General features: G+C 64.5%; 22 protein-coding genes. 6 read left to right on the top strand and 16 right to left on the bottom strand.

Annotation, left to right across the window (positions count from 1 at the left end; all coding sequences use genetic code 11):
- Nucleotides 1–167 precede the first annotated feature (167 nt).
- From EJ071_RS01090 to EJ071_RS01070, 5 genes are read left to right on the top strand one after another with little or no spacing between them, the layout of a single operon-like run.
- Nucleotides 168–1,766, top strand: a complete 1,599-nt coding sequence (locus tag EJ071_RS01090) for an ABC transporter substrate-binding protein (protein ID WP_126096417.1) — start codon at nt 168–170, stop codon at nt 1,764–1,766.
- A 47-nt stretch (nt 1,767–1,813) separates the two neighbouring features.
- The gene (locus tag EJ071_RS01085; RefSeq protein WP_126102437.1) at nt 1,814–2,821 is read left to right on the top strand and encodes an ABC transporter permease subunit; all 1,008 of its coding nucleotides are present in this window, start codon (nt 1,814–1,816) and stop codon (nt 2,819–2,821) included.
- Between the two features lie 26 nt (nt 2,822–2,847).
- A complete protein-coding gene (locus tag EJ071_RS01080; RefSeq protein WP_245436186.1) occupies nt 2,848–3,732 on the top strand; it encodes an ABC transporter permease subunit in 885 nt (294 codons plus the stop codon).
- Nucleotides 3,732–4,583 (top strand): ABC transporter ATP-binding protein, encoded by an 852-nt coding sequence (locus tag EJ071_RS01075; RefSeq protein ID WP_126096416.1) that lies wholly within the window; start codon nt 3,732–3,734, stop codon nt 4,581–4,583. Before EJ071_RS01080 ends, EJ071_RS01075 begins: the two co-directional genes overlap by 1 nt.
- Nucleotides 4,580–5,404, top strand: a complete 825-nt coding sequence (locus tag EJ071_RS01070; protein WP_126096415.1) for a dipeptide ABC transporter ATP-binding protein — start codon at nt 4,580–4,582, stop codon at nt 5,402–5,404. Before EJ071_RS01075 ends, EJ071_RS01070 begins: the two co-directional genes overlap by 4 nt.
- Nucleotides 5,405–5,754: 350 nt before the next feature.
- On the opposite strand, the gene EJ071_RS01060 is transcribed toward EJ071_RS01070, so the two are convergent.
- The 4 genes from EJ071_RS01060 to EJ071_RS01045 form a co-directional block, all read right to left on the bottom strand.
- Entirely contained in the window at nt 5,755–7,050 is a 1,296-nt protein-coding gene (locus EJ071_RS01060; protein ID WP_126096414.1) for a cysteine desulfurase-like protein, read from the bottom strand.
- A 40-nt stretch (nt 7,051–7,090) separates the two neighbouring features.
- Nucleotides 7,091–7,768 carry an amino acid ABC transporter permease gene (locus EJ071_RS01055; protein ID WP_126096413.1) on the bottom strand — a complete coding sequence of 226 codons (678 nt, stop codon included), beginning with the start codon at nt 7,766–7,768 and terminating at the stop codon, nt 7,091–7,093.
- Nucleotides 7,769–7,875: 107 nt separating this feature from the next.
- Nucleotides 7,876–8,661, bottom strand: coding sequence for an ABC transporter substrate-binding protein (locus EJ071_RS01050; RefSeq protein ID WP_126096412.1), 786 nt, complete (start codon nt 8,659–8,661; stop codon nt 7,876–7,878).
- 81 nt (nt 8,662–8,742) lie between these two features.
- Entirely contained in the window at nt 8,743–9,882 is a 1,140-nt protein-coding gene (locus EJ071_RS01045) for an aminotransferase class V-fold PLP-dependent enzyme (protein ID WP_126096411.1), read from the bottom strand.
- Between the two features lie 536 nt (nt 9,883–10,418).
- Here EJ071_RS01045 and EJ071_RS01040 point away from each other — a divergent pair.
- Nucleotides 10,419–11,360, top strand: a complete 942-nt coding sequence (locus EJ071_RS01040; protein ID WP_126096410.1) for an IS110 family transposase — start codon at nt 10,419–10,421, stop codon at nt 11,358–11,360.
- A 73-nt stretch (nt 11,361–11,433) separates the two neighbouring features.
- On the opposite strand, the gene EJ071_RS01035 is transcribed toward EJ071_RS01040, so the two are convergent.
- From EJ071_RS01035 to EJ071_RS00970, 12 genes are all read right to left on the bottom strand, one after another.
- Complete coding sequence (locus EJ071_RS01035; RefSeq protein WP_126096409.1) at nt 11,434–12,162, bottom strand: GntR family transcriptional regulator; 729 nt, start codon at nt 12,160–12,162, stop codon at nt 11,434–11,436.
- A 367-nt stretch (nt 12,163–12,529) separates the two neighbouring features.
- Nucleotides 12,530–12,925: a RidA family protein gene (locus EJ071_RS01030; protein WP_126096408.1), complete on the bottom strand. Its 396-nt coding sequence runs from the start codon at nt 12,923–12,925 to the stop codon at nt 12,530–12,532.
- A 43-nt stretch (nt 12,926–12,968) separates the two neighbouring features.
- Nucleotides 12,969–14,117 (bottom strand): acyl-CoA dehydrogenase family protein, encoded by a 1,149-nt coding sequence (locus tag EJ071_RS01025; RefSeq protein ID WP_126096407.1) that lies wholly within the window; start codon nt 14,115–14,117, stop codon nt 12,969–12,971.
- 209 nt (nt 14,118–14,326) lie between these two features.
- Nucleotides 14,327–15,139: an enoyl-CoA hydratase family protein gene (locus tag EJ071_RS01015; RefSeq protein WP_126096405.1), complete on the bottom strand. Its 813-nt coding sequence runs from the start codon at nt 15,137–15,139 to the stop codon at nt 14,327–14,329.
- Complete coding sequence (locus EJ071_RS01010) at nt 15,136–15,600, bottom strand: MarR family transcriptional regulator (RefSeq protein WP_126096404.1); 465 nt, start codon at nt 15,598–15,600, stop codon at nt 15,136–15,138. Before EJ071_RS01010 ends, EJ071_RS01015 begins: the two co-directional genes overlap by 4 nt.
- Nucleotides 15,594–16,352: an SDR family NAD(P)-dependent oxidoreductase gene (locus EJ071_RS01005; RefSeq protein WP_126096403.1), complete on the bottom strand. Its 759-nt coding sequence runs from the start codon at nt 16,350–16,352 to the stop codon at nt 15,594–15,596. The genes EJ071_RS01010 and EJ071_RS01005 overlap by 7 nt, the downstream gene beginning before the upstream one ends.
- Before the next feature lie 211 nt (nt 16,353–16,563).
- A complete protein-coding gene (locus tag EJ071_RS00995; RefSeq protein WP_126096402.1) occupies nt 16,564–18,858 on the bottom strand; it encodes a bifunctional salicylyl-CoA 5-hydroxylase/oxidoreductase in 2,295 nt (764 codons plus the stop codon).
- Nucleotides 18,859–18,995: 137 nt separating this feature from the next.
- Nucleotides 18,996–19,595 (bottom strand): VOC family protein, encoded by a 600-nt coding sequence (locus EJ071_RS00990; protein ID WP_126096401.1) that lies wholly within the window; start codon nt 19,593–19,595, stop codon nt 18,996–18,998.
- 79 nt (nt 19,596–19,674) lie between these two features.
- Nucleotides 19,675–20,499: an ATP-binding cassette domain-containing protein gene (locus EJ071_RS00985; RefSeq protein WP_126096400.1), complete on the bottom strand. Its 825-nt coding sequence runs from the start codon at nt 20,497–20,499 to the stop codon at nt 19,675–19,677.
- Complete coding sequence (locus EJ071_RS00980) at nt 20,492–21,370, bottom strand: ABC transporter ATP-binding protein (RefSeq protein ID WP_126096399.1); 879 nt, start codon at nt 21,368–21,370, stop codon at nt 20,492–20,494. The genes EJ071_RS00985 and EJ071_RS00980 overlap by 8 nt, the downstream gene beginning before the upstream one ends.
- Nucleotides 21,367–22,215 (bottom strand): ABC transporter permease, encoded by an 849-nt coding sequence (locus tag EJ071_RS00975; protein ID WP_126096398.1) that lies wholly within the window; start codon nt 22,213–22,215, stop codon nt 21,367–21,369. Before EJ071_RS00975 ends, EJ071_RS00980 begins: the two co-directional genes overlap by 4 nt.
- Nucleotides 22,208–23,215, bottom strand: a complete 1,008-nt coding sequence (locus EJ071_RS00970; protein WP_126096397.1) for an ABC transporter permease — start codon at nt 23,213–23,215, stop codon at nt 22,208–22,210. The genes EJ071_RS00975 and EJ071_RS00970 overlap by 8 nt, the downstream gene beginning before the upstream one ends.
- Between the last annotated feature and the right edge of the window lie 54 nt (nt 23,216–23,269).

The following is a 23,269-nucleotide window of genomic DNA, read 5'->3' as shown; positions in this document are numbered from 1 at the left end:
AGCGAAAAATTCTGCTCATATTTTCCATCATTTGAGGAAAATATGGATTCTTTTCCTGCTTACCGTGGGGTACGCAAACGGGGTGTTCCAAAGCCCGAAAAACGGTGCTTATATGCGCGCTTCGCGAGCCTGATAGAGGGGCTTGGAAGAACATCAGGGAGTGCTCAATGAAAAAGACAATGACTTTTGCAGCCGCGTTGCTGGCTGCAAGCGTCCTGGGTGGCATGGCCAATGCAAAGACGCTTGTCTATTGCTCGGAAGCGTCGCCGGCCAATTTCGATCCGGGTACGACGACCGGCGGTAACGACTTCGACGCCTCGTCGCGCACCGTCTATTCGCGCCTGGTCGAATTCAAGCATGGCGGCACCGAGATCGAGCCCGGCCTCGCCGACAAATGGGAGATCTCCGACGACGGCCTGGTCTATACCTTCCACCTGCATCCGGGCGTGAAGTTCCAGACCACCGACTATTTCAAGCCGACGCGCGACCTCAATGCCGATGACGTGGTCTTCTCCTTCGACCGTCAGTTCAACAAGCAGAATCCGTGGAACGGCGAAAAATATCTGCCGAACCTGACCTGGGACTACTACACCGGCATGGACATGCCGAAATACGTCGCCAAGTGGGAGAAGGTCGACGACCTCACCGTCAAGCTGACGCTGACCGAGCCGAACGCGCCCATGCTGGCCAATCTCGGCATGGACTTCGCCTCGATCGTCTCGAAGGAATATGCCGACCAGCTCGAGAAGGACGGCAAGATGGCCGACTTCTCGACCAAGCCGATCGGTACCGGCCCGTTCCAGTTCGTCGACTACCAGCTGGACTCGGTCATCCGCTATGCGGCGAATCCCGACTACTTCAAGGGCAAGGAGAAGATTGACGATCTGGTCTTCGCCATCACGCCCGACGCCACCGCCCGCATCCAGAAGGTGCTGGCCGGCGAATGCGACGTCGCGCCCTATCCGAACCCAGCCGACATCGGCACGATCAAGGCCAACCAGGACGTCAACCTGCTCGACCAGGCCGGCCTGAACATCGGCTACATGAGCTACAACACGACGATCCCGCCGCTGGACAAGCCCGAGGTTCGTCATGCGCTCAACCAGGCGATCGACCGGGAAGCGTTGATCAAGTCGCTGTTCCAGGACGCCGGCGCGACGCCGGCTCAGAACCTGATCCCGCCGACCATGTGGTCGTGGAACAAGGATGTGAAGTTCGATTCCTACGATCCGGAAGCGGCCAAGAAGGTGCTGGCCGATGCCGGTCTGAAGGAAATCCAGCTCTGGGCTTCCGACCGCGTTCGTCCTTATAACCCGAACTTCCAGCGCGCGGCCGAGCTGATCCAGGCCGACTGGGCCAAGGTCGGCGTCAAGGCTGAGATCGTCAACTACGAGTGGACGAAGTACCGCGAGGAAGGCAAGAAGAAGGAGCGTCCCGGCGCCTTCCAGATCGGCTGGACCGGCGACAATGGCGATCCGGACAACTTCTTCGCAACCCTCTTCGCCTGCTCGGCCATCGGTGTGTCGAACTACTCCAGCTGGTGTGACAAGGACTTCGAGGACCTGATCCAGAAGGCCAAGAAGACCAGCGACCAGGGCGAGCGCACCAAGCTCTATGAGCAGGCGCAGGAAATCTTCGCCAAGCAAGCGCCCGCCTTCCTGCTGGCGCACAGCCAGGTCTATGCCGTCGTTCGCAAGAACGTCAGCGGCTTCATGATGGATCCGCTCGGCATTCATCGCTTCGACGGCGTCGACAAGGCCGAATAAAACCTCTAGGGCGGGCGGCGCGATGATGCGCCGCCCCCTTGTTCAAGATGCTCCGATATCTCCTCAACAAAATCGCCCTGGTCATCCCGACGCTCGTCGGCATCACCATCTGTGCCTTCGCCTTTGTTCGGCTGCTGCCCGGCGATCCGATCCTGGCCATGGCCGGCGAGCATGGCGTCACCCCCGCGCGCTACGAAGAGCTCAAGGAACAGTTCGGCTACAACCTGCCGATCTGGGAGCAGTATGCGCGCTATGTCGGCGAAGTCGCCACCGGCGACTTCGGCGTCTCGATTTCATCCAAGCGCCCGGTTCTCCAGGAGTTCAAGACGCTCTTCCCGGCGACGCTGGAGCTCTCCTTCTTCGCCATGATCTTCGCCATGGTGATCGGCATCCCTGCCGGCATATTCGCGGCCGTCAAGCGCGGCTCATGGTTCGACCAGTCGTTGATGGGCACCGCGCTCGTCGGCTATTCCATGCCGATCTTCTGGTGGGGCCTTTTGCTCATCATCTTCTTCTCCGGCTATCTCGGCTGGACGCCGGTTTCCGGCCGCATGGGCCTGCAGTTCTTCCTGAAGCCGATCACCGGCTTCATGACCATCGACAGCATCCTCTACGGCAAGTGGGACGCGCTGCGCTCAGCGTTCAGCCATCTCGTCCTGCCCGCGATCGTGCTCGGCACCATTCCGCTGGCAGTCATCGCGCGCCAGACGCGCTCGGCCATGCTCGAGGTGCTGGGCGAGGATTATGTCCGCACCGCGCGCGCCAAGGGCCTGTCATCGGCGCGTGTCATCGGTGTGCATGCCTTGCGCAACGCGCTGATCCCGGTGGTCACCACTATCGGCCTGCAGGTCGGCACGCTGCTTGCCGGCGCCATTCTCACTGAAACCATCTTCGCCTGGCCGGGCATCGGCAAGTGGATGGTCGATTCCATCTTCAAGCGCGACTATGTCGTCGTGCAGTCAGGTCTGCTTTTGATCGCGCTCATAGTCATGGCCGTGAACCTCATCGTCGACGTGCTCTATGCCGTCATCAACCCGCGCATCAGGGCGGCATGATGAGCCAGTCGACCGAAATCGCTCCCATGGCCGCCGGCAGCCCGGATCGGCTGACCGGCTTCAAGACCTTCTGGCACTATTTCTCGGTCAATCACGGCGCCGTCATCGGCCTCGTCGTCTTCATCCTTTTGGTGCTGGCGGCACTCTTTGCCCCGCTGCTCGCGCCCTATGCGCCCGACATCCAGGACAAGACCGCGTTCCTCAGGCCGCCGGCCTGGCAGACGGGTGGCAGCACCCAATATCTGCTTGGCACCGATGCGGTCGGCCGCGATATCCTTTCGCGCCTGCTCTACGGCGCGCGCTTCTCGCTGCTGATCGGCGCGGTCGTGGTCACGCTGGCTCTCACCGGCGGCATCACGCTCGGCCTGCTTGCCGGCTATTTCCGCGGCTGGGTCGACGTCGCGATCATGCGCATCATGGATCTGATCCTCGCTTTCCCGTCGCTGCTTTTGGCGCTGGTTCTGGTCACCATCCTTGGCCCCGGCCTGTTCAATGCGATGCTGGCGATTTCGCTGGTGCTGCAGCCGCATTTCGCCCGCCTCGTGCGCGCCGCGGTCATGGCCGAGAAGAGCCGCGAATATGTCGTGGCGGCGAAAGTTGCGGGTGCCGGGCATCTGCGTCTGATGCTTCGCACCATCCTGCCGAACTGCCTGGCGCCGCTGATCGTCCAGGGCACGCTGTCCTTCTCGAACGCCATCCTCGAGGCGGCAGCACTTGGCTTCCTCGGCCTTGGCGCGCAGCCGCCGACGCCGGAATGGGGCACCATGCTCGCCTCGGCGCGCGAGTTCATCCTGCGCGCCTGGTGGGTGGTGACCTTCCCCGGCCTCGCCATCCTGATCACCGTGCTCGCCATCAACCTTATCGGCGACGGCCTGCGCGACGCGCTCGATCCGAAGCTCAGGAGGTCGTGATGGCATTGCTCGACATCCACAATCTCGTCGTCGAGTTCCAGACCGCGTCCGGTCCGTTCCGCGCCGTCGACGGCGTATCGCTCCATGTCGACGAGCGCGAGGTGCTGGCCATCGTCGGCGAGTCCGGTTCCGGCAAGTCGGTGTCGATGCTGGCGGTGATGGGCCTCTTGCCCTGGACAGCGACCGTCAGCGCCGACCGCATGACCTTCAACGGCCGCGATCTCCTCAAGATGAGTCCTGCCGAGCGCCGCAAGATCATCGGCAAGGACATGTCGATGATCTTCCAGGAGCCGATGGCCAGCCTCAATCCCTGCTTCACCATCGGCTTCCAGATCGAGGAGGTGCTGCGCTTTCATATGGGCATGGACAAAGCCCAGCGCCGGGCGCGCGCCATCGAGCTTTTGAAGCAGGTCGGCATTCCCGAGCCCGAAGAGCGGCTCAACTCCTTCCCGCACCAGATGTCGGGCGGCCAGTGCCAGCGCGTCATGATCGCGATCGCCATTGCCTGCAATCCAAAGCTTCTGATCGCCGACGAGCCGACCACCGCGCTGGACGTCACCATCCAGAAGCAGATCCTCGACCTCCTGGTCTCGCTGCAGGCCAAATACGGCATGGGCCTGATCATGATCACCCACAATATGGGCGTGGTGGCGGAGACCGCCGACCGCGTCATCGTCCAGTACAAGGGCCGCAAGATGGAAGAGGCCGACGTGCTGTCGCTCTTTGAATCACCGAAGAGCAACTACACGCGCGCGCTGCTGTCGGCGCTGCCGGAGAACGCCGTCGGCGACCGGCTGCCGACCGTCTCCGACATGCTGTTCGAGCCGGCGCCGTCAGGAGCCGCTGCATGACCAAGGTCGTCGAAGGCAAGAACATCAAACGCGACTACCATGTCGGCGGCGGCTTGTTCCGCCCTGCGCGCACCGTGCATGCGGTGAAGGGCGTCTCCTTCAGCGTCGACAAGGGCAAGACGCTGGCGATCGTCGGCGAATCCGGCTGCGGCAAGTCCACGCTCGCCCGCATCATCACGCTGATCGATCCGGCGACGGCCGGCGAGCTGTTCATCGACGGCAACAAGGTCGACATCGCCAAGGACGGGCTGACCAAGGAGATGCGCCGCAAGGTGCAGATCGTTTTCCAGAACCCGTACGGCTCGCTCAACCCGCGCCAGAAGATCGGCGACGTGCTCGGCGAGCCGCTCTTGATCAACACCGACAAGCCGGCCGAGGAACGCCGCGACCTGGCGATGAAGATGCTGAAGAAGGTCGGCCTCGGCCCGGAGCACTACAATCGCTATCCGCACATGTTCTCGGGCGGCCAGCGGCAGCGCATCGCCATTGCCCGCGCGCTGATGCTGAACCCGAGCCTGCTGGTGCTGGACGAGCCGGTCTCCGCGCTCGACCTTTCGGTGCAGGCGCAGGTGCTCAACCTGCTTGCCGACCTTCAGGACGAGTTCAAGCTGACCTACGTCTTCATCAGCCACGACCTTTCGGTGGTGCGCTACATCGCCGACGACGTGATGGTGATGTATTTCGGCGAGGCGGTGGAATACGGTCCGCGCGACGAGGTCTTTTCCGACCCCAAGCACAGCTACACCAAGACGCTGTTCGCCGCGACGCCGCGCGCCGACATTGCCTCGATCAAGGCGAGGCTGGCGAAGAGGGCGGCCTGACGCCTGCTTCGCAAGGAGCGAAGCGACATCGGGGAGACCGCCACGCCGTGATCTCAGCCGTCACCGGCCAGACCGGGAAGCCTTGGCGTTCCTTCACACCCCCCTCTGGCCTGCCGGCCATCTCCCCCGCAAGGGGGGAGATTGGCAGCTTCGTCGTCGTCGCTTTTCCTCCGACGTAGGCGATTGGCGAAAAGCGTGGTGACATCCGATCTCCCCCCTTGCGGGGGAGATGTCCGGCAGGACAGAGGGGGTGCTGTCCCGCCAGCATCTCGAAGGCTATCCAGAGCCGCGGCACTCGGAAGTTATGGCAGTATGCCCGGGCTCTGTCTCACCGACACCTCGCGAAGAACTCACGCCAGCTTGGCGATAATCACGCGCAGCGCTTCGCCGAAGCGGCGCACCTCTTCCACCGTGTTGTAGTGCACCAGCGAGGCGCGGATGGCGCCACTGTCCATCGACAGGTTGAGCCGCTTCATCAGCCGCGGCGCGTACATGTGGCCGTCGCGGATACCGATCTGCATGGCGGACATCTCCTCGACGATTCTTTGCGGCGAGAGCTTGCCGATGTTGAAGCAGAAGGTCGGCACGCGCTCATGGATGCGTGCCTCGTCGGCAACGCCATAGATCGTCGCGCCACAATCTTTCAGCACCTTGAGCATCTCTCGCGCGAGCATCAGTTCGTAGTCGCGGATCGCGTTCATGCCGGCAACGATGTTGTCGCGGCGCGAGCGGTTGTTCTCGGGGAGCAGATTGCGGCCGACCGATTCCAGGTAGCGCACCGCGGCGTCCATGCCGGAGACGTTCTCGTAGATGAAGGTGCCGGCCTCGACCTTGTAAGGCGGTTCGTCGGGAATGAAATCCTCGCGGAAGGTCGGCAGCCGCTTCAGCGTTTCGAAGCGGCCCCACAGGAACCCCATATGCGGCGAGAAATTCTTGTAGCCGGAACAGACGAGGTAGTCGCTGTCCCAGGCCTGTACGTCGATCAGCCCGTGCGGCCCGTAGTGCACGCAGTCGAGGAACACTTCCGCGCCGGCCGCATGCGCGATCTTTGCAACCGAAGCGACATCGACGATCGAGCCGATCGAATGCGCCGTCACGGTGCAGGCGACGAGCCGGGTGCGGTCCGAGAGAAGCGGCTCGAGGTCGTCGACATGGAGGTTGCCGTCCTCGCGCATGCGCCACCATTTGAACCTGGCGCCGGCTTGCTCCAGCGCCAGCCAGGTAGCGATGTTGGCGTCATGGTCCATGTCGGTGACGACGATCTCGTCGCGTCCCCCATCTATGCCTTTGGCAAGCATCTGGCCGATGCCGAGGCTGACCAGGCGGATGAACGAGGTGGCGTTCATGCCGAAGCAGATTTCGGACGGGCTGTAGGCGTTGATCAAAAGCGCCACGCTTGTCCGCGCCTCGGCGACCGATTGGTCGACGGTGACGCTGCGGCCATAGCGGCCGCCGCGCTGGACGTTGTGTCCCACCAGATGATTGGTCACGGCGTCGAGCACGCTTTGCGGGATCTGCGCCCCTGCGGCATTGTCCATGAAGATGAAGTCGCCCGCCTGTTGCAGCGCCGGGAACATGGCGCGGATTTTTTCGACCGGGAACGAAGCGGCGCTCTCCGGCGCTTTCGAAACATGGTGCTGGTTCACGGGAGTCTCCTTCAGGTCATCACTGTCGTTCGAGGGGGGATCAGTGCGCGCCGGACTTGGCCTTGCCGCGCTCTTCGAGGTAGCCGACCAGCCGCACCAGCGGCCACAGGAAGGCGAGATAGATGATTGCGGCGCCGATCAGCGGCGTGGGATTGGCCATCAGCGCCTGCGCGTCGGTCGCCTGCTTCAGAAGGTCGGGCATCGCCACGACCGAGGCGAGCGCGGTGTCCTTGAATACCGAGACGCAGTTGCTGGTGAGCGGCGGGATGACGACGCGGATCGCCTGCGGCAGGACCACCTTGCGCATGGCGACCCAGAAGGGCAGGCCGAGCGCGGCAGCAGCCTCGAACTGGCCCTTCGGGATATTCTCGATGCCGGCGCGGCAGACTTCCGCCGTGAAGGCGGCGAGCACCAGCGACAGTGCCAGTGCGGCCGACACGAAGGACGACAGGCGGATGCCGATGAAGGGCAGGGCGTAATAGATCAGGATCAGGACCACCAGGATCGGCAGCGCGCGGAACATGTCGATGTAGAGCGTCGCCAGCCGCCTCAGCGGCTTCGGCGCGTAGAGCCGCACCAGGCAGATCGCCAGTCCGGCGAAGGTGCCGAAGACGATCGCGGCGCAGCCGAGCAGGATGGTGTTGCCGAGCCCGCGGATCAGGATCGGAAACGATCGGACCAGGATGCCCCAGTTGAAGAAGGTGTCGATCAGTTCCATCGCCGCTCACCGTGAGACAAGGCCCGCCTGTTTGGCGAAAACCGGAATGGTCGAAGGGAGAGCGCCGGCTTTTGCCGCCGCCCTCGTCAAATTTTTGATTAGCCGGCTTATTGCGGGATCGGTCCCGGCGTCACCGTGCTGGTGCCCGATTCCGGATCGACGCCGAACCACTTCTTGTGGATCGCGGCCATCGTGCCGTCCTTCTTCATCTCGCTGATGGCGTCGTTGACCTTCTCCAGCAGCGGATGACCCTTCTTGGTCATCATCGCGAAGCGCTCGCCGGTCGGAATGCGCACCAGGATCTTCAGCGCCGGCATCTGCTTGATGGCGAACAGGAAGCCGGCAAGCTCGCCTGCGCCGCCGTCGATGCGGCCGTTCTGCACGTCGAGCAAAAGGTCCTGCTGGGCGTTGTAGCTCTTGGTCTCGGCGACGCCGAGCTTGGCGGCGTTTTCCTTCATGTAGGCTTCGCCGGTGGAGCCGGCGATGACGCCGATGGTCTTGCCCTTCAGATCGTCGAGCGACTTTATGGCGGAATCCGCCTTGCCGACGATGGTGCCGTCGCTGTCGTAATAGGCTTGCGTGAACCCCTGGTTCTGCAGTCGCTCCTGGGTTACCGAGATCGACGACACGGCGAAGTCGATGCGGCCCGAAGCTGTGGCCGCGAACAGCGCCTGGAAGCCGAGATCCTGGAACTCGACCTCGGCGCCGATGCGCTTGGCGACATCGTTGGCGACGTCGATCTCAAAGCCCTCGAAGCCGCCGGAATCGGTCTTGTATTCCCATGGCGGGTTGGCCGGATAGGCGCCCACCATGATCTTGTCGGCGAAGGCCGGCGCCGCGAAGGCGACGCCGGCGGCGACGATCACCCCAATCAGTCCTAGACGTTTCAACATCTTGCTTCCCTCTGGTTCGGTTCCTCATCCGCCCCTTCCGGCGCCCAGCTCCAGGCGCCGCAGGCGAGGCGGTGCCTGCAATCAGGAGGCGCGGCGCTGCCGCGAACCGATATGCTCCCTGAGCTGCGCGATCAGCGCATCGACCGCAGCTTCCGTGGTGACCATGCCGGGCGACAGCCGCAGCGTGGTGCCGCGCGCATCGCAATAAAGCCGCTCCTTGCGCAGCGAAGCGATGATCTTCGCCGGCTCGGCGCCTTGCGGCAGGCCGAGCATCACGCTGCCGCCGCGCTCTTTCGCGTCGAGGGGCGAACGGACCGCCCAGCCATTATCCTGTGCGGCGCCGATGATGCGTTCGACCAGCGTGGCATTCTGCGCGCGGATCGTGTCGATGCCGCTCTGTTCCACCCACTCCAGCCCGGGCAGCGAGGCGACGCTGGCCAGGATCGCCGGCGTGCCGTGGTCGAAGCGCCGCGCATCGTCAGCGTAGGTGAAGGCATCTAGATCCCAGGAGAACGGGTTCGGCTGGCTGAACCAGCCGCGCAACTCCGGCTGGCATGTCGCCAGCAGATCCGGTGCGACCTGCAGGATGCCTGCGCCGGACGACCCGCACAGCCATTTGAGCGAGGTCGAGACGACGAAATCGACCGGCGTCGCGGCAACCGAAAACGGCGCTACGCCGATACCCTGGGTGATGTCGACGCCGACGATGCTGCCCATGGCGCCGCCATGTGCGGCGAGCCGCTCGACATTGCAGCGGTGCGAGGCCGTCGAGGTGACGAAGGTGATGAGCGCCAGCCCGACATCCGATTGCCAGCGGGCGATGAAATCGTCGTCGCGCAACCAGCTCTCGCCGGGCCTGAGCGGCACGGTGTCGAGTGTGAAGCCGAAACGCGCGGCGAGCCCCGCGAGCAGGAAATGCAGGCTCGGAAAACAGTCGCCGGCAACCAGCAGCCGCTTTCCCACCAAGCGCTCGGCCGGCAGCCCGCCAATCAGGCTGTAGAGCGCGGTGGTGACATTCTCGGCGGTGGTGAGCGTGCCCTGCGGCGCCTCGATCAGGCGTGTCCAGCCATCGATGAAGCGCTGCCGCGCCGCAAGCGCGGCGGGCCACTGACCGTCGTCCTCCGCCGACCAGATGTTGGAGAAATTCGTCAGCGCGGCGGCCATCCGCTCGGCTTTGCCGGGGAAAGTGCCGATCGAATGATAGAGAAAATAGCCGGACATTTTTGCAGTCTCGCTCCCTGTGATCATGTGATCACAAAACCGGATAGGGATCAATCGGCAGCAGGGAAGAAATGCGGATGGCGACCAAGAAGTGCGCGATATCTTTGGTCCACGAGCCGCCGCTCAGAGCGCTGTGGAGATGGCCGAAGCGCCTGTCGGTTCGTCATCCACGGGCGAAGCAAGGAGCGAAGCGACGCGGCGCAGACCCGAGGATCCATTCCGTGACCTTGAGGCGCCGCCGCGCAGCAGAATTCCGCACCGCTGCAACGCTCATATGTAACGGAATGGATCCTTGGGTCTACGCGGTACGCTTCGCCCAAGGATTGTTTGAGAAGGATCGGGTAGTTTGGCGGCCGGGACTGCAGGCCCATCACAGCCAGCAGTCCCGGCGGCAGGCGACCGTCCTAAGGACCGGGTAACACCCGACGTCATCATGGTCCCTGCCGTCTTTGTCCGCCATCGCTTGGAGAGTTGATTGGCCGCTGGCCTGAGCCACGCCCGCAAACAATCCGAAGCCTTTTAAGGATACCACCAGCATGGCCTTCTTGCACCACCAGCCGCAGCTGTGCCTCGGCTTCGACATCGCCAAGGACACCATCACCGTCGCCGACGGCACCACCACCCGCACCATAGCCAATCAGCGGCGTGCAATCCGTGCCCTCCTCAAGCGCTACAAACACATCGACCTTGTCGTGTGCGAGCCGACCGGAGGTCATGAAAGCCTGCTGCTCGAGGAGTGCCTGCGCGCCGGCATCGCCTGCCACCGCGCCGACACGCTCAAGGTCAAAAGCTTCATCCGCTCCTTCGGCACCCACGGCAAGAGCGACGCCATCGATGCCGGCATGCTTTCTGCCTACGGCCGTGAGCGCTGGGAGAAGCTGTGCCTGTGGCAGGCTCCGGATGCCGATGCGACACGCCTACGCGCCTTGGTTCGCCGCCGCCAGGAGCTCATGGCCTTCAGGGGTGCTGAGAAGAACCGCCTCAAGGCCCCCGGCGGCCGCGGGCTCGCTGCCTCCTTCAAGGCGATGATCAAAGCCGTCGACAATCAGATCAAGACCATCGAGGCCGACATCCGCGAACTGATCGCCAACAGCCGCACCCTCAAGCACCGGGCAGCCATATGCACGGCCATGGACAATCTCGGCCCGATCATGGCGGCCAAGCTGCTGGCCAGCTTGCCCGAGCTCGGCTCCCTGACCCGCCGCAAGGCTGCAGCCCTTGCAGGGCTCGCGCCTCATCCAAACGACAGCGGCCAAAAACACGGCTACCGCAAAATCCGTGGCGGACGCCCTGACGTCAGAACCATGCTCTACATGCCGGCCCTGTGCGCCGCAGCCGGAAAGGGCGAGTTCGCAGCCTTCTACAAACGCCTGCGCGCCAACGGCAAAAAGCCTATGGTGGCCATCGCCGCCGTCATGCGAAAGATCGTCGTCACCCTAAATGCCAGGCTCCGGGACGCCATGATTCCTCAGAGTTGATGACGAAGCAATGGGCGTTCCGGCCAATCGCCAAAGCATGGGACCTGCCAACGCAAACGTAGAGAATTAGGTGTCAGGGCGCCCTGCCGAAGGCGGCGAAATCGACCGGCCGGGGTTCCGGCACGTCGGGGCAGATCGTGCGCAGGGTTTGTTGCGTCGCCGTGATGTCTGCCACCACCTCGTCGCGGGCGCGCACGAAATCCTTGTCCTTCAGCGCTGCGATGATCTCGGCATGGCGCCCCGAGGGCTCCATCGTCCCGGCGCGCATCAGCGGCGCGACATGGTTGGACAAGAGCCGCATGTAAGGGCCGAAGCGCAGCCACAGCGTCTCGATGAGCTGGAACAGCACGTCGGAGCCGGAGGCGCGATAGATGGTAAAGTGGAACTGCTGGTTCTTGGCGATCAGCTCGTAGATGCTGCCGTCGCGGCCGATCGCCTGCTGGTCGTCAGTGACCCTCTGCAGCGAGGCGATCTCGGCCGCGGTCAGGCGCGGCGCGCCGAGCTCGGCCGCCAGCCCTTCGACCGCGAGGCGGGCTCGGCAGAGGTCGTCGAGCCGCGCCCGAGTCACCACCGGGACGCAGGCGGAACCGTTCGGCGAGATTTCCAGCGCATTCTCCGCCGCCAGCCGTCGCAGCGCCTCGCGCACCGGCATGTTCGACGTGCCGAAAGCCTCGGCCAGCGAGGCGATGGTCAGCACTTGCCCGGGATCGAAGCTGCCGACCATCAAGGCATGGCGAAGCTGCTGGTAGACGCCATCCTGGACGGTGATGCGTCCCGATACCCGGTCGAAGCCCAGAGCCACGCTTTTGCTTTCCTCCGACAAAGCCTATGTGCGAAGACACACACAAGCGGCCTGCCGAAGCAGGCGTGATCATCTGATCACAAATTGTGGCGGGAGCCAAGCGGTTGCGAGAGTCGACGGTCTGACCAGCGTCGGCGCCGCCCCTCATCCGCCTGCCGGCCCTTTAGGGGCTGGCCGCAACGCTGGCTCCCTTCTTGCGACGCTTGAGATTGGCGAAACCGGTGATGACAGCGCCCCTCTCCCCGTCACTATACGGGGAGAGGATGCCGGCAGGCAGGTGAGGGGCAGCGCCGGCATCGAAAATTTGCCGCCTAAGCCTGAGCGCATTCGAATCCCTTTCGATGGGACCAAAGCTCCGTAGCTCATCTCACTCCGGAATGACCGCCATAGCCTGGATCTCGACCTTGGCGCGGTCCTCGACCAGTGCCACCACCTGCATGGCGGCCATCGCCGGAAAGTGCCGGCCTATCACCGCGCGATAAGCCTCGCCGATCCCCTTGAGGTTGGCGAGATACTCGGCCTTGTCGGTGAAATACCAGGTCATCGAGGTGATGTGCCGCGGTTCGCCGCCGGCTTCGGCGAGCACCGTGACGACATTGGCGAGCGTCTGGCGCACCTGGCCGACGAAGTCGTCGGTCTCGAACTTGCATTCGGCGTTCCAGCCGACCTGGCCGCCGATGAAAACCAGCCGCCCGCCGGCCGCGACGCCATTGGCGTAGCCGATCGGTTTGGCCCAGCCTTTCGGCTGCAGGATGGTGTGCACGTCTAGCTCCCCCTAGTTCAAATACGGTTCGCAAGGCATGATCTCATGCCGCCCCAATGACCTGCCTGGCGATCACCACCTTCTGCACATCCGAGGCTCCCTCGTAGATTCGCAGCGCCCGGATCTCGCGGTAGAGGCTCTCGACGATGTGGCCCTTGCGCACGCCATCGCCGCCATGCAGCTGCACGGCCTTGTCGATCACTTCCTGTGCACGGTCGGTGGCGAAGAGCTTCGCCATCGCCGCCTCGCGCGTCACCCGCGCGGCCCCCATGTCCTTGGTCCAGGCGGCGCGATAGATGAGGAGCGCCGCGGCATCGACATCGAGCGCCATGTCGGCGACGTGGCCCTGCACCATCTGCAGCTCCGCCATCGGCGCGCCGAACAGTTTTCGCTCGGCCACCCGCTTGACGCTTTCATCCAGCGCGCGCCGCGCGAAACCGAGTGCCGCGGCGCCCACCGTCGAGCGGAAGACGTCGAGCACCGACATGGCGATGCGAAAACCGTCGCCGGGCTTGCCGATCAAGGCGGAAGCCGGAACGCGGACATTGTCGAAGGAAAGCCGCGCCAGCGGATGCGGAGCGATCACGTCCAGCCGCTCGGCAACGCCAAGGCCCTTGGCGTCGGCGGGCACGATGAAAGCCGAAATACCCTTGGCGCCAGGCGCCTCGCCGGTGCGGGCGAACACACCATAGAGGTCGGCGATGCCGCCATTGGAGATCCAGGTTTTTTCGCCGGAAAGGACATAGTCGTCGCCGTCGCGGACAGCCGTCATCTCCATATTGGCGACGTCCGATCCCGAGCGTGGTTCCGAGAGCGCAAATGCGGAAATCGCCTGACCGGTCCGCGTCTTTTCCAGCCAGCGCTGCTGGTCCGGCGTGCCGAACAGCGAGATCGCGCCGGTGCCCAGTCCCTGCATGGCGAAGGCGAAGTCGGCGAGCCCGTCATGGCGGGCGAGCGTCTCGCGGATGATGCAGAGCGTGCGCACGTCGAGCGGTCCGGGATTGTCGGGGTCGAGCGCCGTCGGCTTCAGCCAGCCGTCGCGGCCAAGCATCGCCACCAGCGAACGGCAGGCACTGTCCACGTCGTGGTGATCGACCGGCAGGTTCTTTGCGCACCAGGCTTCGAGCTGTTCGGCCAGTTGGCGATGGCGATCTTCGAAGAACGGCCAGTCGAGGAAGGAGCGGTCAGGCATGGAGAAAGCCTCCTGCGCCTCGTTCCTTCACACCCCCTCTGTCCTGCCGGACATCTCCCCCGCAAGGGGGGAGATTAGCAGTTCCGTCGGCGGCCCACTTCCCGCGACGTTGATGATTGGCGAAAGCAGTGGCGACGTCCAATCTCCCCCCTTGCTGGGGAGATGTCCGGCAGGCCAGAGGGGGGTGCCTGGGCGAAAACCGATCATCGCTAGTTCCCCTCGAACACCGGCTTTTCTTTCGCCACGAACGCCTTGTACGCCCGCTCGAAATCGCCGGTTTGCATGCAGATCGCCTGCGCCTGCGCTTCGGCCTCGATCGCCTGGTCGAGGCCCATCGACCATTCCTGATTGAGCTGCGTCTTGGTGATGCCGTGCGCGAAGGTCGGGCCGGAGACGATGCGCGCCGCCATGTCGAGCGCGTCGGCCTCGAGCGCCGCCGCATCGACCAGGCGGTTGTAAAAACCCCAGCGCTCGCCCTCGGCGGCGCTCATCGTGCGGCCGGTATAAAGCAGCTCCGCCGCTCGGCCCTGGCCGATGATGCGCGGCAGGATCGCGCAAGCGCCCATGTCGCAGCCGGCAAGCCCGACGCGGGTGAACAGGAACGCCGTCTTTGCCTGCGGCGTCGCGATGCGGATGTCGGAGGCCATGGCGATGATGGCGCCGGCGCCGACCGCAACCCCGTCGACCGCCGAAATGATCGGCTTGCCGCAATTGAGCATCGCCTTGACGAAGTCGCCGGTCATGCGCGTGAAGGCAAGCAGCGCCTTCATGTCCATCTTGACCAGCGGCCCGATGATGTCGTGGACATCGCCGCCCGAGCAGAAATTGCCGCCATTGGGCAGGAACACCACGGCGTCGACATCCTCGGCATAGACGAGATCGCGAAACGTGTCGCGCAGCTCGCCATAGCTGTCGAAGGTCAGCGGGTTCTTGCGTTCGGGACGGTCGAGCCGGACCCTGGCGATCCTGCCTTCCACTTGCCAGAGGAAGTGCTTCGGCTTGAGGTTGGCTATCTTGCTCATTCGCGTCCTTCCCAATTGCTGCGGAACGATTTCAGCATGCCGGTCAGCCGGCGCGCCTCGTCCTCGCTGACAGTGCCGAGCAGCTCGCCGACCCAGCTCTCATGCGCGGCGGCGATTGCCGCGAAGGACTTCGAGCCTTCCTGGGTCAGCCGCACCATCGAGGTGCGGCGGTCGCCGTTGCGGCGCGCCCGCGTCACAAGGCCTTCCGAAACCAGCCGGTCGACGATGCCCGTCACATTGCCGTTCGACACCAAAAGGAAGCGCGACAGGTCGCTCATCAGCATGCCTTCCGGCGACCGGTAGAGCGCCGCCATCACGTCGAAGCGCGGCAGTGTCGTGTCGAACTCCTTCTTCAGCCGCTCGCGTAGCTCGGCCTCGATGGTGCGCGAGGCGCGCAGCAAGCGTATCCACAGGCGCAGCCTGTCCTTGCCCGGTCCGGCGGATGTCGGTCCCGCTACCATGTCTCGCCTCCCGAGACTGAGATCGCCTGTCCGGTGATCGATCGCGCGGCATCGCTGCACAGCCAGAGCACCGCCGCCGCAATTTCCTCCGGTTGGATGAAACGCCCTTGCGGGTTGATCGCTGAAAGGCTCGCGCGGGCGTCATCGGCGGAACGCCCGGTCTTCTCGACGATGCGCCGGACGGATTCTTCCAGCATGTCGGTCTCCACGAAACCCGGGCAGACTGCGTTCACCGTCACGCCTGACTTGGCGGTCTCGGCGGCTAAAGCCCGCATCAGCCCGACGACGCCGTGCTTGGCCGCGACGTAAGGCGCGACATAGGCGTAGCCTTTCAGGCCGGCGGTCGAGGCGACGAAGACGATGCGCCCCTGCTTGCGCGCCAGCATGCCTGCCAGCGCCGGCTTCACCGTCAGGAACGCGCCGGTCAGGTTGACGTCGAGTGTCCGCCGCCAGTCGACCAGCGCGGTCTTGTGCGCCGGCGCGCTGCCGGCCATGCCGGCATTGGCGACGACGATATCGAACGGTCCGCGCGCCGCCTCGGCCTTCTCGTAGAGGGTCGCCATCTCTGCCTCATCGGTGACATCGGCGGCGATGGCGAAGATGCGGTCGTTTTCCTTCGCGACCTCGGCAAGGGCAGCCTCGCGCCGCCCGCAGATGGTGACGGTAACGCCGGCTTCCGCCAGCACCAGCGCAATGGCTTTGCCGACACCGGAACCGCCGCCGGTGACGAGGGCATGTCGACCGGCGATCATGAGTCCATCCTCGAACGCAGACGCTGCCCCTCACCCTTACCCTCTCCCCGTGAAGAACGGGGAGAGGGGGTCACCAGCGCTGGAGCGCGTCCCTTCTCCCCGTCCTTCACGGGGAGAAGGTGCCGGTCCACCCTCCGCAGCTGCAGCGCAGCTGCTGCGGAGGACGGGCAGGCGGATGAGGGGCAGCGCCGACGTGAAAACATAAAAGCGCTCATACCTTCAGCCCCGCCGCCGCTTCGCGTTCGGCCAGACGATAGATCTGGTCGCGCCCGCGCAGATAGGGATCCGGCCATTTGACGCCGCGGTCGCCGAGGGTCACCGCCGCGTGCAGCGTCCAGTAGGGATCGGTGAGATGCGGCCTGGCCAGCGCCACCAGATCGGCGCGCCCGGCCATCAGGATCGAGTTGGCATGGTCTGGCTCATAGATGTTGCCGACCGCCATCGTCGCCATGCCGACCTCATTGCGGATGCGGTCGGAGAACGGCGTCTGGAACATGCGGCCATAGACCGGCTTGGCGGCGATGGTGGTCTGGCCGGCCGAGACGTCGCAGAGGTCGACGCCGGCCTCATGCAGCAGCCTGGCGATCTCGACCGCGTCGGCGGGCGTCACGCCTTCGATGCCCACCCAGTCATTGGCCGAGATGCGCACCGAGATCGGCTTCTCGGCCGGCCACACCGCGCGCACGGCATGGAATATCTCCAGCGGATAGCGCATGCGGTGCTCCAGCGAGCCGCCATAGTCGTCGGTGCGCCTGTTGGTCAGCGGCGTGATGAAGGCGGAAAGCAGATAGCCGTGCGCGGCATGGATCTCCAGCATGTCGAAGCCGCAGCGCTCGGCCATCTCTGCCGACGCGACGAACTGGTCGCGAACAACGTCCATGTCGGCGCGGTCCATCGCCTTCGGCACCTGGTTCTGCGGCGACCATGGCACGGCCGACGGCGCCATCACCGGCCAGTTGCCGGAGGGCAGCGGCTCGTCCGTTCCTTCCCAGCCGAGGCGGGTCGACCCCTTGGCGCCGGAATGGCCGATCTGGGCGCAGATTTTCGCTTCGGTCTCGGCATGGACGAAATCGACCAGGCGCTTCCAGGCTACCTCATGTTCGGGCTTGTAGAAGCCGGGGCATCCGGGCGTGATGCGGCCTTCGGGGCTGACGCAGGTCATCTCGATATAGAGGAGCCCCGCGCCGCCCTTGGCGCGTTCTGCATAGTGGGCAAAATGCCAGTCGGTCGGGCAGCCGTCGACCGCCTTGTACTGCGCCATCGGCGAGACGACGATGCGGTTGTTGAGCGTCATGTCGCGCAACTTGAAGGGCGCGAACATCGGCGCGCGGCGCAGCATATTGCCGCCCGCGCCGGCCTTGCGCTGGAACCATTCCTCGGCGCCCGTCAGCCATTCGGCGTCGCGCAGCCGAAGGTTCTCGTGGCTGATGCGTTGCGAGCGGGTAAGCAGCGAATAGTTGAACTGCACCGGATCGAGTCCGAGATATCGTTCGACTTCCTCGAACCATTCGAGCGAATTGCGTGCCGCCGACTGCAGCTTGAGCACCTCGGTGCGCCGCGCATCCTCGTATTTGCGGAAGGCGGCTTCGAGGTCGGGCTCGGACTCGACATAGTCGGCGAGCGCCACCGCGCTTTCCAGCGCGAGCTTGGTGCCGGAGCCGATCGAGAAATGCGCCGAAGCCGCGGCATCGCCCATCAGCGCCAGGTTATTGTACGACCAGCGCTCGCACAGCACGCGCGGGAAGTTGATCCAGGCCGAACCTCGAATGTGGTTGGCGTTGGTCATCAGCGGATGGCCGCCGAGATGCTTTTTGAAGATGCGCTCGCAGACCGCGATCGATTCCTGCTGCGTCATTTGCCCGAAGCCGAAGGCAGCCCAAGTCTGCTCGCTGCATTCGACGATGAACGTCGCGGTCTCGCTGTCGAACTGGTAGGCATGCGCCCACACCCAGCCATGCTCCGTCTTCTCGAAGATGAAGGTGAAGGCGTCGTCGAATTTCTGCGTGGTGCCGAGCCAGACGAACTTGCATTTGCGGGTGTCGATGTCGGGCTTGAAGACATCGGCGAAGGCCGCGCGCGACTTCGAGTTCAACCCGTCCGCCGCGACCACCAAATCATGCGTTTCCATGAAGGGCTTGGGGTCCGAGATATCGGTCTCGAACATCATCTTGATGCCGAGCTCGCGCGCCCGCCGCTGTAAAAGGATCAGGAGCCGCTTGCGGCCGATGCCGCAGAAGCCATGGCCGGAGGACACCGTGCGCACGCCGTCATGGATGACGGCGATGTCGTCCCAATAGGCAAAATGCTTCTTGATCCAGACGGCGCTGACCGGGTCGTTCCTGGTCAGGTTCTCCAGCGTTTCGGCCGACAGCACCACGCCCCAGCCGAACGTGTCGTCCGGGCGGTTGCGCTCGTAGACCGTCACCTCATGCGCGGCATCGCGCAGCTTCAGCGAGATGGCAAAGTAGAGTCCGGCCGGTCCGCCGCCGAGAACCGCAACCTTCATGTCTTGCGATCTCCTCTTCGCATCCGGAACCGCCGGCAAGGCCGATGGTTCCGGACGTCAGTATCGCGCCAGCGGGCAATTATTTCAAGCTTGAAGTTTTATAATTGAACAATCGCCAGCGCGCACCGCGGCTCAGCTCACTTGGCAGGATCCTTCGGGCTCCACAGCACCGTCTCGGCGCCCTTCTCATAGGCCATGCCGTCGGGATAGCTGATTGCTTCGAGCTGCAGGCCCCAAGGCGCCTGGAAATAGAGGATGGTCTGGCCGGCGGCCGGGCCTTCCTTGACCGGCAGCGGGCCCAGTCTGGTCTTGACGCCCTTGGCCTCGAGATAGGCCTTGGCCGCAGCGACATCGTCGACATAGAAGGCGATGTGATAGCCGCCGATGTCGCTGTTCTTGGGTGTCGCGTCCTTCTGGTCGGGCGCGGTGTATTTGAACAGTTCGATGTTCGATCCATAGCCGCAGCGGATTTGGGTGATCTCCTCGATGACCGCCTTGGGATCGACGCCGAGCAGGTCCTGCATGAAGGTGCCCTTATCGTCGGCGAACGGGCCGAACGACATCGCCTTCTTGCAGCCGACGACATTGGTGAAGAAATCGACGGCCTGCTTCATGTCGGGCACGGTAACGCCGGTATGGTCGTGCCCGCGCATGCCGGGGATCGAGTCGGCCGAGGCCGCTCCCATTGAGCCGAACAAAGTGGCTGCGAAGATCGCCGCCTGGATTGCGTATTTCATGTCACCCTCCATTGGCGGGCTGACTTGTCATCGCGCATGTCCGGGCCCGCTGGTCGGCATGCGGATATCGAAACTCACTTCATGCCGGCGCCTTGGGCCGCAACCAGTCCGCGTCGATCTCGGGCAGCGGAATGGCGGCGAGCAGGTCGCGCGTGTAGGCCTCCTTCGGGTTGTCGAACAGCGCGTCGGTGGCGCTCGCCTCGACGATCCTGCCCTCGCGCATGACGATGACCTGCCGGCAGAGCCGCCGGATCACCGACAGGTCGTGGCTGATGAAGGCGACTGTCAGCCCCATCTCGGCCGCGAGCTTTTCCAGCAGCGTCAGGATCTGCGCCTGCGTCGAGACGTCGAGGCCGGAGACGATCTCGTCGGCCAGCACGAATTTCGGCGACAGCGCCAGTGCCCGTGCGATGCCGACACGCTGGCGTTGCCCGCCGGACAGCTCGTGTCGGTAGCGGCTGGCGAAATTCTGCGGCAGGCCGACGCGCTGCAAGGCTTCCGTCACGCGTTCCTTGAGCCTGTCGCCAAGTCCGTTCTGCCTGAGCGGCGCGGCGATGATGTTGAAGATCGTATGGCGCGGATTGAGCGACGACATCGGATCCTGGAAGATCATCTGCAGGTCGCGGCGCAGCGGTCTGAGCTCGGCTTCCGAAAGATGGCTGATGTCGCGACCCTCGAAGTTGATCGAGCCGGCGCTCGGCTCGATCAGCCTGACCAGCGCGCGGCCGAGCGTCGACTTGCCCGAGCCGGATTCGCCGACGATGCCGGTCACCGATCCCTTAGGCAGGTCGAAATCCAATCCCTTGAGGATTTCGGCCAGCGGCGCGCGGCCGACCAGCGGCTTGCGCGTCATGTCGGGCAGCGCCACTTTCAGCCCGCGCACGGAAAACAACGGCTCAGCCATGGGCCGGCCTCCATGCCTTGTCGGCGGCGGCGATCTCAGCCGTGAGCCCGGCGAGCACGGTCTCGTCCACCGGCCTCAGCGATGCGTATGGATCGGTGTAGCGCGGCGTGGCTAGCATCAGCGCCCGCGTGTAGGGATGCTGCGGTAATGCGAAGAGCGCCGCGGTCTCGGCTTCCTCGACCACCTTGCCGGCATAAAGCACCGACACTTTTTGGCTGATCTTGGCGACGACGCCGAGATCGTGGGTGACGAACAGGATCGCCGTGCCGTGGTCGCGCTGCAATTGCGCGATCAGCCGCAGGATCTGCTTCTGCACGGTCACGTCCAGCGCCGTCGTCGGCTCATCCGCAATGATCAGCCGTGGCTCCGCCGCGAACGCCGCCGCGATCAGCACGCGCTGCCGCATGCCTCCGGAAAGCTCGTGCGGATAGCTTTTCAGCACACGCTCGGGATCGCGGATCTGCACCTCGTCGAGCAGTTGGCGGATGCGTTGACCGGCCCTCTCGCCGCTCCAGCCGAGAATGCGCACCAAGCGGTCGGTCGTCTGCGGGCCGATGCGGCGCGATGGGTTGAGCGCGGTGAGCGGGTCCTGCGGGATCAGCGCCGTGCGCGCGCCGATCAATGTTCGCCGCGCCTTTGCGTCGAGGCGGCCGAGATCCTCGCCCTCGATCAGCATCTCGCCTTCGACGATGCGCACGCTTTTCGGCAAAACGCCGAGCACCGCCTTGCCGATCATCGTCTTGCCGGCGCCGCTCTCGCCGACCAGCGCGCGGACCTCGCCCGGCTGTACGGCAAGCGAGACCGAGCGCAGCACACGCTGGCCGTTGGGCAGCACGGCGCTCAAGCAGCGGATTTCGAGGCACGCGCTCATCGCAGCACCGGATCGAAGCGCGTCTTCAACCCTTCGCCGAACTGGCTGAAGGAGAGCACGGTGAGGATCAGCGTGACCAGCGGAAACACCAGCACCCACCAGGCCTGGTGGATCGACAGCCGGCCCTCGGCGATGATGCCGCCCCAGGTCGGGTCGTCGGTCGAGATCGACAGATTGACGAAGGAGAGGATCGCCTCGACGATGACGGCAATGCCCATCTCGAGCGACAGCAGCGCCACGACGGAAGGCAGCACGTTGGGCAGCACTTCGCGCAGCATGATGCCGGTGCGGCCATAGCCGGCGATGCGCGCGCTTTCGACATAATCCATGCGCGCCTGGCTCATTGCCTCGGCGCGGATCACCCGGCAGAAGCGCGTCCAGTCTATGACGGCGATCGCGATGATGACCGAACTCAGGCCCGTTCCCAGCACGGCGACCAAAAGGATCGCGAACAGCACCGGCGGGAACGCCATCCAGACATCGACGATGCGCGAGACGATGCGATCGGCCCAGCCGCCGAAATAGCCGGCGATCAACCCGAGGGTAGTGCCGATGAGGCACGCGGATATCGCTGCAGCGAAGGCGACGATGAAGGCGATGCGGCCGCCGAAGATCAGCCGCGACAACAGATCCCGGCCGAGGCTGTCGGTGCCCAGCCAGTAGCCGGGCTCGGCGCCGTCCAGCCAGAAGGGCGGCAGGCGCTCCAGCATCAGGTCCTGCGCCAGCGGGTCCTGCGGCGCGATCAGCGGTGCGAAGATCGCCGCGGCGAGCGCGGCGAGCAGCCAGCCGCCGGCCAGCCACAGCCGCGGGCTCAGGCCACGTCGTGAGCTGCGGGCCTCATCCATGGCGCAGCCTCGGATTGAGCAGCGCATACATCATGTCGACGGCAAGGTTGATCAGCACGAAAAGCAGCGCGAAGACCAGAACGATGCCCTGGATCAGCGGCAGGTCGCGATTGATGACGGCGTCGATCGCCATGTTGCCGAGCCCTTCATAGGAGAACAGCCGCTCGACGATGACGGTGCCGCCGATCAGGAAGGTGAACTGCACGCCGACCAGCGTCAGTGTCGGCAGCGCCGCGTTCTTCAACGCCTCGCGCAGGATCACTTGCGTCTCGGAAAAGCCCTTCACTCGTGCCAGCACGACATAGTCGAGGTCGAGCACTTCCTTCAGCGACTGTTTCAGGAGCTGCGCGATGATCGCCGCCAACGGCAGCGCCAAGGCCACGGCCGGCATCAGCATGTGCTTGAGCAAGTCCCAGGTGAGGTCGAAGCGCAGCCGAAGCAAGCTCTCGACGAGGTAGAACTGGGTGGCGAAGGGCAGGTCGAGCTGCGGCGACACACGACCGGAAATGTCGAACACGGGGACAAGCACGCCGAACAGCAGGATCAGCACCAGACCCCAGAGGAAATCGGGAATGGAGAGCGTCGCGCCGCTGGCGATGTCGATGCCGGCCTCGATCGCCGTGCCGCGCGAGCGCGCGCCGAAGATCGCTGCGGTGACACCGATCGTGAGCGCCATCAAGAGCGCCACCGTTGCGAGCTCCAGCGTCGCCGGCAGCCGGTTGAAGACCAAACCAAGCACATCCTGGCGCAGCGAGATCGAGGTGCCGAAATCGCCATGCAGCACGCCGCCGAGCCAGATGAAGAATTGCTGCACGATTGTCTTGTCCAGCCCGTAGAGCGCGCGCAGCCGCGCGATGTCGTCATTGCTGGCGCCGGGCGGCAGCATCATGGCGATCGGATCTCCGGGCGCCACGCGGATGACGACGAAGACGACGACGGCCACACCGAACAGCGTGACCAGCATCGTCACCAGACGAACGAGGAATCTCTGCAGCAGCATGCGTGGCTGGCCTAGCGTATTTCAATCACCCGTTAAGCGAGGCGCCCCCTCATC

Origin of the sequence: Mesorhizobium sp. M1B.F.Ca.ET.045.04.1.1 (assembly GCF_003952465.1) — a bacterium.
GTDB classification, from domain to species: Bacteria; Pseudomonadota; Alphaproteobacteria; order Rhizobiales; family Rhizobiaceae; genus Mesorhizobium; species Mesorhizobium shonense.
The sequence above is the reverse complement of the archived record's forward strand: the minus strand, read 5'-3'. Positions and strand labels throughout refer to the sequence as shown.